The sequence below is a fragment of the Streptomyces klenkii genome, assembly GCF_003626645.1.
Classification (GTDB): domain Bacteria; phylum Actinomycetota; class Actinomycetes; order Streptomycetales; family Streptomycetaceae; genus Streptomyces; species Streptomyces klenkii.
The window spans coordinates 320,865-337,240 of the sequence record NZ_RBAM01000008.1; the positions used below are offsets into that span (position 1 = coordinate 320,865).

Consider the following 16,376-nt stretch of genomic DNA (forward strand, 5'->3'; position numbering starts at 1 on the left):
TATCGGTGGGCGTGGGTTCATGGGGTTGCTGAGCCACGCCGGCGCCTCCGGGCGTCTATGAGCATCTCCTGGACGTTCCGCAGCGGCTGCCCGTCGCCGTCGGTGGCGTGCCGCGTCCAGCCGCCGTCGGGGCCGAGGTGCCAGGAGGCGGTGGAGTCGGACATGCCGGTCTCCAGCAGCCGGCTGAGCGAGGCCCGGTGCGCGGGGTCGGTGACGCGGACGAGCGCCTCGATGCGGCGGTCGAGGTTGCGGTGCATCATGTCGGCGCTGCCGAGCCACACTTCGGGCTCGCCGCCGTTGCCGAAGGCGAAGACCCGCGAGTGCTCCAGGAAGCGGCCGAGGACGCTGCGGACGCGGATGTTCTCCGACAGGCCCGGCACGCCGGGCCGCAGGGCGCAGATGCCGCGCACCCACACGTCGACCGGCACGCCGGCGCGGGCGGCGCGGTAGAGGGCGTCGATGACGGCCTCGTCGACCATCGAGTTGACCTTGATGCGGATGGACGCGGGCCGCCCGGCGCGGTGGTGCGCGACCTCCTTGGCTATCAGGGCGACGAGCCCGTCCCGCAGCGATCTGGGGGCGACGAGCAGCCGCCGGTAGGTCTCGCGGCGCGAGTAGCCGGAGAGGCGGTTGAAGAGGTCGGAGAGGTCCGCGCCGACCTGCGGGTCGGCGGTGAGCAGCCCGAGGTCCTCGTAGAGCCGTGCCGTCTTGGGGTGGTAGTTGCCGGTGCCGACGTGCGAGTAGCGGCGCAGGGTGTCGCCCTCCTGCCGCACGACCAGGGACAGCTTGCAGTGCGTCTTCAGGCCCACCAGGCCGTAGACGACGTGGCAGCCCGCCTCCTCCAGCTTGCGCGCCCACTTGATGTTGGCCTGCTCGTCGAAGCGCGCCTTGATCTCGACGAGGACGAGCACCTGCTTGCCCGACTCGGCCGCGTCTATCAGGGCGTCGACGATGGGCGAGTCGCCCGAAGTGCGGTACAGCGTCTGCTTGATGGCGAGGACGTCGGGGTCGGCGGCGGCCTGCTCCAGGAACGCCTGCACGGAGGTGGAGAACGAGTCGTAGGGGTGGTGCAGGAGCACGTCGCGCTCGCGCAGGGCGGCGAAGATGTCGGGCGCGGAGGCCGATTCGACCTCGGCGAGGTCGCGGTGGGTGCCGGCCACGAACTTGGGGTACTTGAGCTCGGGCCGGTCCAGTGCGGCGATGCGGAAGAGCGCGGTGAGGTCGAGCGGGCCGGGCAGCGGGTAGACCTCGGCGTCGGAGATCTTCAGCTCGCGGACGAGGAGGTCGAGCACGTACGGGTCGATGGTCTCCTCGACCTCCAGCCGTACGGGCGGGCCGAAGCGGCGGCGCATGAGCTCCTTCTCCAGGGCCTGGAGCAGGTTCTCCGCGTCGTCCTCCTCGACCTCCAGGTCCTCGTTGCGCGTCACGCGGAACATGTGGTGCGCGAGCACCTCCATGCCGGGGAAGAGCTCCTCCAGGTGCGCGGCGATGACGTCCTCCAGGGGGACGTAGCGCTGCGGGGAGGCCTCCAGGAAGCGGGAGAGGATCGGCGGCACCTTGACCCGGGCGAAGTGGTCGTGCCCGCTGACGGGGTTGCGGACGACGACGGCCAGGTTGAGGGAGAGGCCCGAGATGTACGGGAAGGGGTGCGCGGGGTCGACGGCGAGCGGCGTCAGCACGGGGAAGATCTGCTGCCGGAAGAGGGTGAAGAGGCGGCCCTGCTCCTTGTCGGTCAGCTCGTTCCAGCGGATGAGGTGGATGCCCTCCTCGGCGAGGGCGGGGGCGACGTCCTGCTGGTAGCAGGCGGCGTGCCGGGCCATGAGCTCGCGGGAGCGGGTCCAGATCAGCTCCAGCACCTCGCGGGGCTGGAGCCCGGAGGCGGAGCGGGTGGCCACGCCGGTGGCGATGCGGCGCTTGAGGCCGGCGACGCGCACCATGAAGAACTCGTCCAGGTTGCTCGCGAAGATCGCGAGGAAGTTGGCGCGTTCCAGCAGGGGGGTGTCCGGGTCCTCCGCCAGCTCCAGGACGCGCTCGTTGAACGCCAGCCAGCTGCGCTCGCGGTCCAGGAAGCGGCCTTGCGGGAGCGGCCCGTCGCCGTAGGGGTCGTCGCCGGCGTCCCGGCCGGCCTCGCGGGCCGGGCGGGGGCCGTAGCCGTCGTGCCCGTATCCGTCGTGACCGTAGCCGTCGTCGTCGTACGCGTCGTGACCGTACGGGTACGGGCCGAGGTCGGCGTCCAGGTCGGGCTCCAGGCCCGGGGAAGCGGCGGGGCCGGCGACGGCGTAGGGCCGGTGCGCGGCGATGGAGCCGACCGAGGGCTGCGGGTTCCCGTACGCCTCGGCGAGGCGCTCGCCGTGCGGCCGGTCCGGCCGGCCGTTTGCCTGTGCGCTGGACGACTGGGTCATGTTCCCATGGTGCCGCGCCGGGGGCGGGCCGGGCGCGTCGACGGCGGGCGCGTCGGGGGCGGCGCGGAGCCTTCGAGCGGGTGCGGGTGGCACAGCGGGCTGCATTCCGCAAGGCTCGCAACCGCGGTTGAATCGCAGGTGAAGCCCACATGTCGTGCGGGCAACCGACCGGGGGCCCTCCGGGCGGCGGACCCGGGCTTGCCGCCCGGCCGGTGGAACCCGCAGGTCAGGGGCTGAGTCGCCGGACTCGCCGGACGGCTCCTGCCGCCAGCAGGGCCGCCGCGCCCGTCACGATGCCCGCCTGGGTCCATTGCAGGCGCCGGAAGTGTGATGCCGGATGGTAGTCGACGTACCAGCCGGTGGCTCCGTGGTCGGTGACGCAGCGCTGGATCGAGAAGTTCACGGCGCAGCCCGCGTCGGGCATGCGCCCGCCCGACGGGGTGGTCATCCCGCGCTCGTAGCGCCAGGAGTCCCCGGCCTGGACGGCGGGCGGATAGCCGGCCGACACCGGGACGGTCTCCGTGACCGGGTCCGTCAGGTACGGGCGGACGGCGGTCAGCGGCCAGTACAGCAGGAGGCACGCGGCGGCCGTGGCCGCCATGGCCGGCAGTGTGCGGCGCACCAGCAGGCCCGCGAGGGCGCCGAGCGCGCAGCCGGCCAGCACGCCGGCGACGGGCGCGGGCCCGAGCGCGTCGAACGTCTCGTACCAGCGCGGGCCGTGCACGATCCAGTCGCGCTCCAGGAGCCGCGCGGACGACCAGGTCCAGCTGTACACGGCGGCCAGCACCGAGGCGCCCGCGAGGAGGGCGAGGACCGGCAGGGCGAGCTTCGCGGCGAACCAGCGCAGGGGCGAAACGGACTGGGTCCACACCACCTTGTACGTACCGCTCTCCAGCTCCCGTGCGATCACGGGCCCGGCCACGATCATGCCGGCGAGGAGGGGCAGGAACTCCAGGACGTGGCCGTTGTAGGTGAGCAGGCCGCTGTAGCGGGACAGGAAGCCCTCGGCGGCGGCCTGGTGCGCCGCACACGCGTCACCGCCCTGGGTGCAGGGGACGTTCAGGCCGTGCTCCGCGAGGTACGCGGTCATCGCGCCGCGCAGCCAGAGGAGTTCGGCGCAGAGCGCGGCGAGGACGGCGAGGGCGATCCAGGCGGTGGTGCGGTGCTGCCGCCAGACGACCCAGGCGACGCCGAGGGAGCGGGGCGGGCGGGCGGCGCGGTCGATGGTCGTGGCTGTGGCTGTGGCTTCGGCGGCGGTCTCGGCGGCGGTCTCCGCCGTGGTGCTCACGCTGCCGCCTTGAAGCGGCGCGGTTCGGCGCTGGGGGCGAGGAGCGGGGGCGCGCCCGGGGTGCGCAGGTGGGCGAGGAGGAGCTCCTCCAGGGAGGGCTCGGAGGCCCGCCACTGCCCGGCGACCGGGCCGTCGGGCCGGACGAGGGCGGTCAGCTGCCGCCCCGTGGCGCGGGCCTCGACGACGGTGTGCACGGCGAACTCCCGCGGCAGGTCCGGGCCTTCGTGGCGGCCCACGAGGACGGTGTGCGCGGCGAGCAGGTCCTCGACCTCGCCCGCGAGCCGGACCCGGCCGTCGGCTATCAGCAGCAGGTAGTCGCAGACGCCGTCGAGCTCGGCGAGGACGTGGGAGGCGATCACGACGGTGGTGGCGTTCCCGGCGGCCTGGGTCATGAGGGCCGCCGTCATCTCGTGCCGCACGAGCGGGTCGAGGTCGGCCATCGGCTCGTCCAGCAGCAGGACGTCGGGGCGCTTGCCGAAGGCGAGGGCCAGGGCCACGCGGGTGCGCTGGCCGCCGGAGAGGTCGCCGATGCGGGCGCCGGACGACAGCCCGCCGTCGGCGACCGTGGCCTCGGCGGCGGCCTGGTCCCAGCGGCCGGGGTTGAGCTCGCGGCCCATGCGGAGGGTGTCGGCGATCGTGAACTGCGGGTAGAGCGGCTTGTCCTGGGAGAGGTAGGCGACACGCGGACGCACGTCCGCGGCGCCCGGGCGGCCGCCGAAGACGGTGAGCGAGCCCTTGGTGGGGCGGGTCAGCCCCGCGGCGAGCGACAGCAGCGTGGACTTGCCCGCGCCGTTGGGCCCGACGAGCGCGCAGACCCGGCCCGCGGGCAGCCGGAAGGAGCAGTCCTGCAACGCCCAGCGGCGCCGGTGGCGCACGCCGAGGCCGACGGCCTCCAGGGCGGTCCGCTCGGGTTGGTACGTCAGGCCGGTCATCCGATCCGCTCCCCCTACGTCCTGCCTACGTTCTACGTTGCTGTTCCGGCGGCCCCCGCCGCCCCCGCGGGCCCGTCGAACCCGTCCTCCAGCACGGAGGCGAGCAGCGCGGCGACGTCCTCACGGTCGAGGCCGGCCTCGCGGGCGCGGTGCATCCAGTCGGCCAGCTCGGCCCGCAGCGGGGAACCGGCGGCGGCCTGCGGCCGGGCCAGCGAGCGCCGCACGAACGTCCCGAGCCCCGGCCGCGCCTCGACGAGCCCCTCGCGGTCGAGCTCGCGGTAGGCCTTCAGGACGGTGTTGGGGTTGATCGCCGTGGCCGCGACGACCTCCTTGGCCGTGGGCAGCTTGTCCCCGGGCGCGAGCAGCCCCAGCCGGAGCGCCTGTTTGACCTGCTGGACGATCTGGAGGTACGTGGCGACCCCGCTGCGCCGGTCGATGCGGAACTCGACCACGCGGGCCCCTTTCACTACTTGACTAGTGAAAGGGTGCGGGACGGGGGTGTGACCTGTCAAACGGGGACCGCCCCGCCGCCCCCGCGCAGGGCCGCCCGGACGGCGCCCGCTCCCCGCAGCGCGGCCGCCACGGCACCGGGCACGGCGGGCGCGTCACAGCAGCACTCCCGGCACAGGACCTCGTCCGCTACGGGCCGGAACAGCCGCGGCTGAACATGATCGCCTCCGCACTCCCGCATCCCCGCCACCCGTGGCGGCGGCGCCCCGCCCACTTGCGGCATCGAGGCCCGCTGCGCGGCGAACGCCGGAGCCGGGGGCATCTTACGGACCAGCCGGCCCCGGACCAGGCCCGCCGGATGATGCACCACCCGGGGGAGACGGGCGGTCAGCGCCTCACGGAATTCCGCCATCGGGACGCCCCGCTGCAACCACTCCCCCGCCAGCGGCGCCAGCCGCGCCACGTCCGGCGCCGACAGTCGCAGCCGCCGCTCGGCGCGGGCGACGGCTGCCAGCGCCCGGGCCCCGCGCTCGATCAGAGGCGCGGGGGGCCCGGTCCACTCGGGAGGGGGGTCCGCCGCCTGCCCGGCCGCCTGCTCGGCCGTCTCCCCGGCCGCCGGGGAGGGAGGGTGGCAGCTGTTCTCACCGTTGTTGTCTTTGGGGTAACGGCCGACGGACCGGCCGGTCGGCTCACCGGCGGCCGGAATCCCGCCCGTCGGCGGCCCGCCGCCCCGCACGGCCAGCGCCTCCTCCGCGGACAGCGGCACGCTCGACACCAGCTGAGTCGTCGACCACCGTCCACCCTCACCCTGGAGCCGCCACTCGTGGAGGTAGCCCTCGCCCAGGAGCTGGCGCTTCGCCCGAAGGAAGGCAATCTTCTTGATCCCCGCGCGCTCCGCGGTCTTCGACAGCGGCTCGTTCGCACCGTCCGGCAGAGATAACTGCCAGGTCAGAAGCCGGACGGCGTCGGAGGACAGCCGGGGGTGGCGGAGGATCTCGTTGGGAACTTGCGTGAAGAAGGACGCGGGAGGGATAGCATGCTTGAGCATCAGTGAGGAGCCTTTGCTTGAGCTCTCCTTGTGGGTGTAGGCCCTCGGCTCGGTGTTGCTAGCACCGCCGGGGGCCGCCTCGCTTTCTGAACGAGGCAACCCGATGCGCGCACGCTAGCCGCAAACGCACACGAACACGCCACGGCGGGCCAACTTCCGCCCCCACCGGGTGAATCGCCTCCCTAGACCGGATCGACGAGCTCGGCAGTCCCGTAGGCTGCGCGCCGCCGACGCCGCCGGTGGGCGGCTGAGCCGGCCCGATCAGCCCCGAGGTAACAGCCTCTCCACGGCGTCCAGCGCAAGGTCCCACGGATACGACGCGCGCCGTTCCTCCCCCGTACCGGGGGCGTGGGGCACCCATGCGCCTGCTCCGTACAACACCCGGACACCGGCGCCGCGCAAGGTCTCCACAGCGCGCCGCGTGGCGGGATGGGAGTCCAGGGCCGTCGACCAGAAGGGCAGGGCGACCACGGGCAGCCCGAGCCCTACGGCCTCGGCCACCAGGCCGAGGGCGTACGTGTCGGCGATCCCGGCGGCCCATTTGTTGGCCGTGTTCATGGTCATCGGCGCCACGACGACGGCATCCGCCGGAGGGTTGCGCTTCTCCTCGCCGGACCGGCGCCACGTGCTCCGCACGGGCCGCCCCGACGCGGACTCCAGGGCGGGCCGATCGATGAAGTCGCCTTCGGCAGCGGCCGGAGTGGCGATCACGCACACGTCCCAGCCGCGGTCCTTCGCGGCGACCACCGCCCGTACGGCGTCCCCGGCGGGGCCCGCCGCGCAAACGATCAGATACAGCACCCGGCCGGGGCTCATACGGTCACCTGTGCTCTCGACGCCAGGGAACGCAGCACGGGCACACGGCCGCCTCGATCCCGCATCAGCAGTTCCCCGATCAGTTCCCGGACCACAGGCCGGGACCGTACCTCTTCCGGAGCCTCTCCCTCAGCTGCCAGCAGGGCAGCCGTGGCCTTCTCGGTTCTCCCGCAGGAGTGCAGGGCACGAGCAACATCTGTCCAGAAGACCGCACGCCGCTCCGCGACAGCCAGCGTGGGAACGCTCACCTTCCGTGCCTCCGTGAGTGCCCTGCCGGCATCCCCGAGGGTGAGGGCGATGGAGACCCTGTGCAGAAGAACGTTGTTCGGTCCGAACGCGGTCCCCTGGAGGTTCGAATCTTCCAGTAGTTCGGCAGCCCGCCCGGCTTCGTTCAAGAGCGCTTCGGCCATGTCCCTGTCGCCGGCCGCCGAGGCCGCCCACGCCCCTCGCAGCAACAGGGCGCCGAAGACTGCGACCATGCCCGGACTGGACCGGGACACGCTGCCGGAGACCTCGTCCGCGCCCCGGACAGCGACACCGACTCCTTGCCGGTGATGGCCCACTGCCGTCACGGCGTGGGCCAGAATGCGTGAAGCCGAAGCGATGGCCGCCGCGTCCGCCGTCCGGCGAGCCGCTGCCATGGACCGCTCGGCAGCGATCCAGGCGGACGGCGCGTCATCGTTTTTCAACAGGAGAGAGGAAGCCACGTGGTACGCCTCGACGGCGACGCGATCAAGCTGCCGCCGTTCTTCGGCTGATCCGTGCCGTGGCTCCAGTTCGACGAGTAAGTCCGGCAGACCTCTGGCCACGCTGGAGTAGTGGCACTTCTGGATCTGCCGCTTCGCTGAAGCGGACGCTTGCGCCAGAGCTTTGGGGTGACTCGGCTCTTTCCTGCACTCCGCGCCACCACCCGTGAGAACGGAGCGCAACCGGTCCAGCGGATCGGCCATGTCCTGGGTCAGGATCTCGTCAGGCGAAACAGGAACGCTCACCGCACCGACCGCGGCAAGCGAGTAGGTGACGAAGTCGCGTCTCTTCACGGGACCATCGTGCGGCGTGGTCGCCGCGACGGCTTCCCCGACGTTCCGAACCGGCCGAGCGAAACCCAGCTCTTCGACGGGGCTCCGGAGAAGTGCCTGAAGGACCGTGCGCGCAGAAGGGTGCGGCCAGCCCGGTTTCCCGGATTCCCAGCGACGGACCTGCCGCACCGAGACCGTCAGCTTGAACCCCAGTTCACGCGCCGCACCCTCGAACGCTTCGGTGAATTCCTCCTGTGTGTGCAGCCCCTGAGCAATGCGTGCCCGTACGAACAACGGGTTTCCTGGCGTGTCCGCCATGACCGCCCCCCAACGCTGTGCTGCTCAAAGTAGTCCACCAGTTGGAGCGGCACCTGGAAATGTCCTGCAATGTGTCCGCCCAAGCGGCCGTCGATGCGACCTGGTCCGCGGCCTCTCCGAGCGATGTTCTATCCGCATGAGAAATCCAGACACCGAAGGTCTCACCCCGTCCGGCCGCTCCGCCGATCAAGTACCCCAGACAGGTTCATTCGTGATCGACATCCGCTGGGGCAAGGTCGGTGAGGTGATGGGCCACGAAGGACCACGGCTGCAACTCCGCCCGCCTCTCGGCGGGCGCGAGTGGGAAGCCGCCCCGGCGGTCGTGCGACCCGCGTCGGACGCGGAGGTGTTGAGCGCGAAGGCCCGGGACGACCGCTCCCCGCGGCCCGCAGCACGGCCGATCAGTCCGGTGGTCCCGCTCAATTGGTACGAATGACGGCTCGCCTCGGTGGCCGGGCGCCGTCATGGACGCGCCCTTCCCGCCGAGGCTCCGCCCGCCCCTCCTAGCTCTCCGTGCGGTACATCAGGTCCGTCTCGTGGATCTGGAAGCCCAGGCCCTCGTAGACCGCCACCGCCGCCGCGTTGTCGGCGTCCACGTACAGCATCGCCGCCGGGAGGCCCTGGGCCGCCAGGTGGCGGAGGCCGAGGGTAGTGAGGGACTTGCCGAGGCCGCCGCCCTGGGCGCCGGGGGCCACGCCCAGGACGTAGACCTCGCCGAGGCCCTCGTCGGCGTGGACCTTCGTCCAGTGGAAGCCGATGACGCGGCCGTCCTTCTCGGCGAGGAAGAAGCCCTTGGGGTCGAACCAGTCCGCGGCCTTGCGGTCGTCGAGGTCCCGCTGGACGAGCGAGCCCTGTTCCGGGTGGTGGGCGAAGGCCGCCGCGTTCACGGCGAGCCACTCGGCGTCGTCCTCGCCGGGGCGGAAGGTGCGCACGGTCACGCCCGGGGGGAGCACCGGATCGGGGAGGACGAGGTCGTGCAGGGGGCGGCGCATCTGGCGCAGCTCGCGGAAGAGGCTCATGCCCAGCACCTGTGCGAGGTGCCGCGCCGCCGGGTGCCCGCCGTGCGCCCACACCCGCAGCCGCTTGCCCGACTCGTGGAGCAGTGCCGTGCCGAGCGCCCGCCCGTGCCCGCGGCCCCGCTGCGAGGGGTGGACGACGAGCTCGCCCGCGGGCGCCTCGACGGGGTCGCTGTCCTCCAGCTGGCCGTAGCCCACGAGCAGCCCGTCGTTCGTGCGCAGCAGCACGTGCCGGACGCCCGGCCGGCGCCCCTTCAGCTGCAGCCGGCCCTGCTCGGAGACGGCCGGCTGCCCGTCGGCCTCCGCCGCCTCGGCGATCAGCCGCAGCACGGCCTGCGCGGCCTCGGGTGCGAGTTCGTCCAGCACCTCGATGGACCGCTGCCCGTTCGCGTTGTTCGTGACGTCGCTCATGGTGCGAGCCTACGACGCGGGTGACGCCGAACCCGCACAGCCAACGGTCCTGACGTTCTACGCGGGTTGATCTACGCTGCGGCTGACCATTCCGTCCACCTCTCGTACGCAAACCTGCATAAAGGGGAACACATGCACGCGACGCCGCCACGCAAGCGCCTGGCGAGACGGCTGACCGCGACCGCCGCCGCGCTCGCCGCCACCGCCGGGGTCCTGGCCACCGCCGTCCCGGCCGACGCCCGCACGCACGGCCGTACGGTCGACGTCCAGCTGCTCTCCTTCAACGACCTGCACGGCAATCTCGAACCGCCGCAGGGCTCGTCGGGCACCGTCACCGAGGCGCAGCCCGACGGCACGACGAAGGCGATACCCGCCGGCGGCGTGGAGTACCTCGCCAACTCGCTGCGCACCGCCCGCAAGGGCCACGAGTACTCGATCACCGCGGCGGCCGGCGACCTCATCGGCGCCAGCCCGCTGATGACCGGCCTCTTCCACGACGAGCCGACCATCGAGGCGATGAACAAGATCGGCCTCGACGCGACCTCCGTGGGCAACCACGAGTTCGACGAGGGCCGCGCCGAGCTGACGCGGATGCAGCGCGGCGGCTGCCACCCGAAGGACGGCTGCGCCGAGCAGGGCAAGACCTTCAAGGGCGCCCGCTTCCCCTACCTCGCCGCGAACGTCCTGGACGAGAAGACCGGCAAGCCGATCCTCAAGCCGTACACGGTCTGGCAGCACAAGGGCGTGAAGATCGGCATCATCGGCCTCACCCTGGAGGGCACGCCGGACGTCGTCACCGCCGAGGGCGTCAAGGGCCTGAAGTTCGCCGACGAGGTCGAGACGATCAACAAGTACGCCAAGGAGCTCGACCGCCAGGGCGTGAAGTCGATCATCACGCTGGTCCACGAGGGCGGCATGCCCGCCTCCGGCGCGTACAACTTCGACTGCGACACCCCGGGGGCGGGCGCCGGCATCTCGGGCCCGATCGTGGAGATCGCCAAGAAGGTGACGCCGAAGGTCGACGCCTTCGTCACCGGCCACACCCACCAGGCCTACGCCTGCACCATCCCGGACCCGTCCGGCGCCCCGCGCACGGTGACCTCGGCCGCCTCCTTCGGCCGTCTGTACACCGACACCACGCTCACCTACGACCGGCGCACCAAGGACATCGTCCGCACCCCGGTCAAGAAGAGCGCGTACGGCAAGCCCGCCGCGAACAACCCGCGCACCGCGAACCACGTCGTGGACCGCAATCAGCCCAAGGCCGCGGACATGACCGCGCTCATCGACCACTGGAAGAAGCTCGCGGCGCCGGTCGCCGACAAGCCCGTCGGCTACATCACCGGTGACATCAACGGCCGCGGTTCCGAGGCGTACGAGAAGCCGCTCGGCGACGTCATCGCCGACGCCCAGCTGGAGGCCCTCGCCCCGGCCGACAAGGGCGGCGCGCAGATCGCCTTCATGAACCCCGGCGGCATCCGCTCCGACCTGGCCTTCAAGGCGTCGGCCGGTGAGGGCGACGGCGTCGTGACGTACGGCGAGTCGTTCACGGTCCAGCCGTTCACCAACATGATGCAGTCGAAGGACCTGACCGGCGCGCAGGTCATCGCCGCGCTCCAGCAGCAGGTCAGCGGCCCGAACGAGGCCCAGCCGAAGATCCTCCAGATCAGCAGGGGCCTGACCTACACCCTGGACCTGACGAAGAAGGGCGCCGAGCGCGTCCCGGCCTCGTCGGTCAAGCTGAACGGCACCGCCATCGACCCGGCGAAGACCTACCGCGTCGCCGGCAACGAGTTCCTGATGGGCGGCGGCGACGGCTTCCCCGCCTTCAAGGAGGGCACGAACAAGCGCGTCGGCGCGTCCGACCTGGACGTCTTCAACGCATACCTGACGGCCCACTCGTCGAAGGCCACCCCGCTGGCCCCGCCGGCGGCCGACCGCATCACGGTCATCAAGTAACCCTCGGGGAGCGGGCGGCCCCGGAGCACACCGGGGCCGCCCGCCGCCTCACGACTTCCGCGTCACGACTGCTGCCGGATCAGGTCCTCCAGGGAGCCCTCGGGCACCTCGCCGGACGGAGTCAGCTTGTCCACCGCTTGCGGCAGCGTCTGCGCGAGCTGATCCGCCGCCTCCTCCGGGGTCACGCCCGCCTGCTGCGCCACGTGGTCGAGCGCCTGGTACGGCAGGGCCTGCGCGACCTCCGGCCCGCTGACCTCCTGGTTCGCCCCCTTGCCGACCCACGAGTCGGCCTTCTGCTCCAGGCCGCCCTCCTTGAGGGTGTCGATCAGCGCGCCGAGCGGATTGCTGCCCGCGCCGTGCGTGCCGGCTCCGCCGAGCGAGGTGAGCAGCGCGGCCAGCAGATTGCCGCCCTTGCCGGCCTCCCCGCCGCCGAGCAGCCCGCCCAGCAGACTTCCCAGCTCATTGCCCATCGCCGCCGCCTCCTCGATCACCTCGGTAGCAGACCCATACCCCCGGACGCCCCGCCCGGAGCACGATTCACCCGTTCACCTGCCGTCGGGTCACCTTCCCTCCAGGCCGCGGACGATGCCCAGGATCACGTCCCGGGACCTCTCCTCGCCGAGGGCCACGGACTCCATGCGGTCGAGCACCATGCGGTAGCGGTCCAATTGGGCGGCCGCGTCCACCAGTTCCGAGCCGTGCTCGCGGTCGACGTGCACGGTGTCCAGCTGCGGCACGGGGCCGACCGCGAACAGCGTCGACTGCCCGGAGCCGGGGAACGCGCCCGCGTCGAAGGGGATCACCAGGACCTTGATGTGCTCGCGCTCGCTCATGCCGAGGATGTGCCGCAGCTGCGCCCGCGCGACCGCGGGCCCGCCGAAGCGCATCCGCAGCGCGGCCTCGTGGACGATCGCCGTGTACGGGGTGGGGCGTTCGCGGTAGAGGACGGCCTGGCGCTTGATGCGGTGCGAGACGCGGTGCTCGACCTCCGGCGGGCACAGGGGCGGCACCACCTGCCGGAAGATCTCGCGGCAGTGCTCGGCGGTCTGGAGCAGCCCGGGCAGGTGGGCGACGTACGAGGCGCGCAGCGCCACGGCGTGGTGCTCCAGCTCGGCGAGGTCCAGCAGCCCGGCGGGGAGGATCTCGCGGTACTCCTCCCACCAGCCGCGCTTGCGCTCGCCGGCCATGTCGATGAGGGCGGTGACGAGGGCCTCGTCGGAGCACGAGTAGTTGCGCGCGAGGGCGCGCAGGCGTTCGGCGCTCACTCCGTAGCGGCTCGCCTCGATGTTGCTGATCTGGGCCTGGTTGGTGCCGAGGAGCCGTCCGGCCTCGGTCGATGTGAGCCCCGCGCGCTCGCGCAGCTTGCGCAGCTCGGCACCGAGCCGGAGCTGACGCGCCGTCGGGCTGTTCCTCACCGGCACCTCTCGCCTCTCCCGCGCGTCACCCACATGGGTGCTTACTGAAGTAGTTCTGCCGGCACCGCTAAATACCTTTGGCCGGACGGCGTACGGTGGTGAGCCGCGCCATTCACCCTGCTCGCCCGGCCTCGCTCGTCAGAGGAGCCAGCATGGCCACGGTATCGCCGCAGACCCCTTGGTCGTACACGCTCGACCTGCCCGACGACCCGCGGTCCGCCACCGTCGCGCAGTCCACCGTCCGCACCGTCCTGGAGGCGTACGCCCTTACGGAACTGGCCGACGAAGCCGCGGAATTGGTGGCGAAACTGCTGACCCGGGGCTACCGGGGCTCCGAGGCACCCGCGTCGCTGCGGCTCACGCACCTGCCGCCGCTCGGGGTGGGGATCACGGTGTCGTACGGCCGGGGGCGGGAGGCCGCTGCCGTCGCGTGGTCGTCCCGGTTTCGCGGAGCGCATGACATGCCGACCACGCTAGATGGCCCGCTTGCCCCCACAGGGGCGAAGGATCCGGGAACTGCCGGAAATGATGGTGACCGCACCGGTATTGACGGTCAAGGCCACGCAATCACGCGTTCATCGGAACTTCACGCACCACACCCGTAAAAGTGAAGGCATAAAAATCAATCTTCCTTGCAAAAACATGACAGAGGGACAGGTCACACCCTGATCCATTGAACAGACCGTACGGTATGTGCTTGTGTGTGCAACGGCTGCCGGGCCGAGGAGGGGAGCGCGGCGGCCCACCGCCGACCCGAGGAACCGTACGGTCATGCAGTCCGCCATGAATGCCGCGATGAAGTCCGCCCTGGCGTCCCGGGCGCTCGGCAGTGCCGCGTACTACGTGATCTCGCCGTTCCTCGCGATCTGGCTGCACGGCACGCTGGGGATCCCCGTGGGGCTCGCGGCGGCCGCCGTCGGCGTGCACCTGCTGAGCATGCGGGCCGGCGCGGTCTACATGCAGTTCGTCGTCGTGCGCTTCCGGCTCCGGGCCGTCCTCGTGGGCGGCTACGCGGTGGCGGGCGCGGTCATGCTCGTGCCCGCCGCGCTGCGCCTCGACGACGCCGTGACCTGGCTGGCCGTCCTGGCCGTGAACGGCACCGCCGTCTCGTGCGCCAACGTCGGCACCAAGGCGCTCATCGCCAACGGCTGTGACGAGACGACCCGCTTGGCGGCGTTCGGCCGGCTGAACGCGGCCATCAACGGCGGGGCTGCGCTCGGCCCCGTGGCCGGGGGCTGGCTGATGTCCGCCACCGGCCGCGCGTTCCCGCTGATCCCGGCCGGGGTGTTCGCGGTGGCGGCCGTGCTGGCCGCCCGCGCGCCGGGCGACGTGACGGCCACGCCCCCGGAGAAGGGCGCGGCGCGCTTCGGGCTGCCGAGCCGCCAGGTGCTGCTGTGGTCGTGCGTGACGGCGACGCTGTGGCTGGCGTACGCGCAGTTCGCCAACGTGCTGCCGATGTACGTGGGGACGTCCGTCTCGCCGGGTGTCATCAGCATGCTGTTCCTCGTCAACGCCGTTCTGATCGTGCTGTTCCAGGGCGTGGTCGCCCGGCGCATGCAGAGCCTCGCGGGCAGGCGCGGCGACCGGGCCGTCATCGCACTCGGCATGGTGCTGCTGGCGGCCGGGCTCGTGCTGTTCGTGCCCGGGCGGGGGCCGGCCTGGCCGGTCGTCTTCGTGGGCGCGGCGGTGTTCACGTTCTCGGAGCTCGTGTGGTCGCCCGCGGCGGACAGCATCATGGCCCGCAAGGCCGAGGGGAACAGCTTCGCCGCCTTCGGCTTCGCGGGGCTGGTGTGGGGCGTGGCCGAGTCCGCGGGCGGGGCGCTGGGCACCGCGGTGGCGGGCGGCTCGGACAGCGCGTGGACGGGCGGAGCGCCGTTCATAGTCGCCGCGGCGCTCACGCTGCTCACGGCAGTGGCAGTAATCCTGGCCCCGAGCCGCACCGCACCCCTCCCCCAGCCCACAGCCAAGACCGTTCGCACCGATGAAGCAGGTCGAGCCGATCGCGCCGACCCCGTCAAGAAATGAGCCGGCACCATGGCCGATCGAGCTGACCACGCCGAACACATCGTCATCGTCGAAGCCCTCACCAGCGGCACCGGCCTGCGCCTCGTCGAGGCAGCCGTCCGCCGGGCGGACCGCGTCACCTTCATCACCCGCGACAAGGGCCGGTACGCGAACGACCCGCTCCGCCACCTCCTGGACGGGGGCCCGGTCGAGGTGCACGTCCGCGAGACGCGCGACACGGAGGAGCTGACCGAGCTCTTCCAGGAGCTGCTGGGCGGCGGCGAGTTCACGCTGATAGCCCCCAACGAGCAGTACCTGCTGCCGGCCGCCACCGCGGCGGAGAAGCTGGGCATCCCCTTCCTGCCCACGGCCTCGGTGCGGCTGACGCAGGACAAGCACGCCTTCCGGCGGGCCTGCGCCGCCGTGTCGGTCCCGGCGCCGCGCAGCACCGCGGCCCCGGACGTCGACAGCGCCCTCGCGGCCGCCGAGGCCACCGGCTACCCCGTCGTCCTCAAGCCCTCGATCGGCACGGGCAGTTACGGCGTCGTCTCCGCCGCGGACGCCGACGAGCTGCGCTGGCACTTCCCGGAGGTGCGCGACGAGTCCGACGGGCAGGACGGCGTGCCGCTCGTCGAGGAGTTCCTCATCGGCCCGGTGGTCAGCGCCGAGGTGCTGTACTCGGGCGGCGTCCCGCACGTCCTCGGCATCAGCGACCGCATCATGAGCGAGCTGCCGTACTTCATGGAGCTCGCCATCCGCTTCCCGGTGGACCTCTCCCCGGAGGCGCACGAGCAGATCGAGCGGATCTGCGCGGACCTGGCGCGCCTCATGGCGTACGAGAACGGGCCGGCGCACATCGAGTTCACGCTCACGGCCGAGGGCCCGAAGGTCGTGGAGTTCAACCCGCGCTTCGCCGGCCGCAACGTCTCCACGATGGTCTCGGCCGCGCTCGACTGGAACGTGTTCGACGGCGTCATCGCCTCGTACCTGGGCGAGCCCGTGAACGCCCCCGCGCCGGTGGGCGCGGCCGCGGAACAGGCCCTCTACGCCAAGCGCGGCGGCCGCTTCGAGGACGTCGCGGGCCGCGAACTGGCCGACCGGGTGCCGGGCCTGCGCGACATCCGGATCACGGCGCGGGCCGGCGACGTCCTGCCGGACGCGAAGGACCAGCGGAGCGAGTACGGAACGCTGTGGTGCACGGGCGCGACCGCGGACGAGGCGGGCATCCGGGCAGCGTCGGCGGCGGGTTACCTGCGGCCGGTGTTCGGCGACGAGGCGTAGCCCCGAGCGGCCCCTGA

The 16,376-nt window shown here is 72.2% G+C and carries 15 protein-coding genes; 5 read left to right on the forward strand and 10 right to left on the reverse strand.

Features of this window, described 5'->3' with window-relative positions; all coding sequences use genetic code 11:
• Nucleotides 1-17 precede the first annotated feature (17 nt).
• From D7231_RS21360 to D7231_RS21390, 7 genes are all read right to left on the reverse strand, one after another.
• The gene (locus D7231_RS21360) at nucleotides 18-2,402 is read right to left on the reverse strand and encodes an RNA degradosome polyphosphate kinase (RefSeq protein WP_120757075.1); all 2,385 of its coding nucleotides are present in this window, start codon (nucleotides 2,400-2,402) and stop codon (nucleotides 18-20) included.
• Between the two features lie 226 nt (nucleotides 2,403-2,628).
• On the reverse strand, nucleotides 2,629-3,690 hold the full coding sequence (locus D7231_RS21365) for a translation initiation factor IF-2 (protein ID WP_120757076.1): 1,062 nt from the start codon (nucleotides 3,688-3,690) through the stop codon (nucleotides 2,629-2,631).
• Nucleotides 3,687-4,622, reverse strand: coding sequence for an ABC transporter ATP-binding protein (locus D7231_RS21370; RefSeq protein WP_120757077.1), 936 nt, complete (start codon nucleotides 4,620-4,622; stop codon nucleotides 3,687-3,689). Before D7231_RS21370 ends, D7231_RS21365 begins: the two co-directional genes overlap by 4 nt.
• Before the next feature lie 32 nt (nucleotides 4,623-4,654).
• Nucleotides 4,655-5,074, reverse strand: a complete 420-nt coding sequence (locus tag D7231_RS21375) for a GntR family transcriptional regulator (protein ID WP_120757078.1) — start codon at nucleotides 5,072-5,074, stop codon at nucleotides 4,655-4,657.
• Nucleotides 5,075-5,130: 56 nt separating this feature from the next.
• Nucleotides 5,131-6,120: a hypothetical protein gene (locus D7231_RS21380; RefSeq protein ID WP_120757079.1), complete on the reverse strand. Its 990-nt coding sequence runs from the start codon at nucleotides 6,118-6,120 to the stop codon at nucleotides 5,131-5,133.
• Between the two features lie 261 nt (nucleotides 6,121-6,381).
• Nucleotides 6,382-6,936: a flavoprotein gene (locus D7231_RS21385; protein ID WP_120757080.1), complete on the reverse strand. Its 555-nt coding sequence runs from the start codon at nucleotides 6,934-6,936 to the stop codon at nucleotides 6,382-6,384.
• A complete protein-coding gene (locus D7231_RS21390; protein WP_147449771.1) occupies nucleotides 6,933-8,273 on the reverse strand; it encodes a helix-turn-helix domain-containing protein in 1,341 nt (446 codons plus the stop codon). The genes D7231_RS21385 and D7231_RS21390 overlap by 4 nt, the downstream gene beginning before the upstream one ends.
• 211 nt (nucleotides 8,274-8,484) lie before the next feature.
• Here D7231_RS21390 and D7231_RS21395 point away from each other — a divergent pair, with 211 nt between their 5' ends.
• Complete coding sequence (locus D7231_RS21395; protein WP_120757082.1) at nucleotides 8,485-8,709, forward strand: hypothetical protein; 225 nt, start codon at nucleotides 8,485-8,487, stop codon at nucleotides 8,707-8,709.
• A gap of 67 nt (nucleotides 8,710-8,776) precedes the next feature.
• Here the strand turns inward: D7231_RS21395 and mshD are convergent, their stop codons facing one another.
• Nucleotides 8,777-9,700, reverse strand: coding sequence for a mycothiol synthase (gene mshD / locus D7231_RS21400; RefSeq protein WP_120757083.1), 924 nt, complete (start codon nucleotides 9,698-9,700; stop codon nucleotides 8,777-8,779).
• Between the two features lie 132 nt (nucleotides 9,701-9,832).
• Here mshD and D7231_RS21405 point away from each other — a divergent pair, with 132 nt between their 5' ends.
• Nucleotides 9,833-11,659: a bifunctional metallophosphatase/5'-nucleotidase gene (locus D7231_RS21405; protein ID WP_120757084.1), complete on the forward strand. Its 1,827-nt coding sequence runs from the start codon at nucleotides 9,833-9,835 to the stop codon at nucleotides 11,657-11,659.
• Nucleotides 11,660-11,721: 62 nt separating this feature from the next.
• On the opposite strand, the gene D7231_RS21410 is transcribed toward D7231_RS21405, so the two are convergent.
• Together D7231_RS21410 and D7231_RS21415 are read right to left on the reverse strand one after the other, a co-directional pair.
• On the reverse strand, nucleotides 11,722-12,150 hold the full coding sequence (locus D7231_RS21410) for a YidB family protein (protein WP_241999834.1): 429 nt from the start codon (nucleotides 12,148-12,150) through the stop codon (nucleotides 11,722-11,724).
• Nucleotides 12,151-12,219: 69 nt separating this feature from the next.
• On the reverse strand, nucleotides 12,220-13,080 hold the full coding sequence (locus D7231_RS21415) for a helix-turn-helix domain-containing protein (protein WP_120757086.1): 861 nt from the start codon (nucleotides 13,078-13,080) through the stop codon (nucleotides 12,220-12,222).
• Between the two features lie 146 nt (nucleotides 13,081-13,226).
• On the opposite strand from D7231_RS21415, the gene D7231_RS21420 reads away from it, so the two are divergent.
• From D7231_RS21420 to D7231_RS21430, 3 genes are all read left to right on the forward strand, one after another.
• Nucleotides 13,227-13,679, forward strand: a complete 453-nt coding sequence (locus D7231_RS21420) for a hypothetical protein (protein WP_120757087.1) — start codon at nucleotides 13,227-13,229, stop codon at nucleotides 13,677-13,679.
• Nucleotides 13,680-13,845: 166 nt separating this feature from the next.
• On the forward strand, nucleotides 13,846-15,099 hold the full coding sequence (locus tag D7231_RS21425; protein ID WP_120757088.1) for an MFS transporter: 1,254 nt from the start codon (nucleotides 13,846-13,848) through the stop codon (nucleotides 15,097-15,099).
• A gap of 9 nt (nucleotides 15,100-15,108) precedes the next feature.
• On the forward strand, nucleotides 15,109-16,359 hold the full coding sequence (locus D7231_RS21430; RefSeq protein WP_120757089.1) for an ATP-grasp domain-containing protein: 1,251 nt from the start codon (nucleotides 15,109-15,111) through the stop codon (nucleotides 16,357-16,359).
• Nucleotides 16,360-16,376: the final 17 nt, after the last annotated feature.

Coding starts and splice junctions, on each gene's coding strand:
- mshD (WP_120757083.1), bottom strand. CDS start 9,700: ATGAGCGACGTCACGAACAACGCGAACGGGCAGCGGTCCATCGAGGTG.
- D7231_RS21360 (WP_120757075.1), bottom strand. CDS start 2,402: ATGACCCAGTCGTCCAGCGCACAGGCAAACGGCCGGCCGGACCGGCCG.
- D7231_RS21390 (WP_147449771.1), bottom strand. CDS start 8,273: ATGGCGGACACGCCAGGAAACCCGTTGTTCGTACGGGCACGCATTGCT.
- D7231_RS21425 (WP_120757088.1), top strand. CDS start 13,846: ATGCAGTCCGCCATGAATGCCGCGATGAAGTCCGCCCTGGCGTCCCGG.
- D7231_RS21380 (WP_120757079.1), bottom strand. CDS start 6,120: ATGCTCAAGCATGCTATCCCTCCCGCGTCCTTCTTCACGCAAGTTCCC.
- D7231_RS21370 (WP_120757077.1), bottom strand. CDS start 4,622: ATGACCGGCCTGACGTACCAACCCGAGCGGACCGCCCTGGAGGCCGTC.
- D7231_RS21405 (WP_120757084.1), top strand. CDS start 9,833: ATGCACGCGACGCCGCCACGCAAGCGCCTGGCGAGACGGCTGACCGCG.
- D7231_RS21385 (WP_120757080.1), bottom strand. CDS start 6,936: ATGAGCCCCGGCCGGGTGCTGTATCTGATCGTTTGCGCGGCGGGCCCC.
- D7231_RS21430 (WP_120757089.1), top strand. CDS start 15,109: ATGGCCGATCGAGCTGACCACGCCGAACACATCGTCATCGTCGAAGCC.
- D7231_RS21420 (WP_120757087.1), top strand. CDS start 13,227: ATGGCCACGGTATCGCCGCAGACCCCTTGGTCGTACACGCTCGACCTG.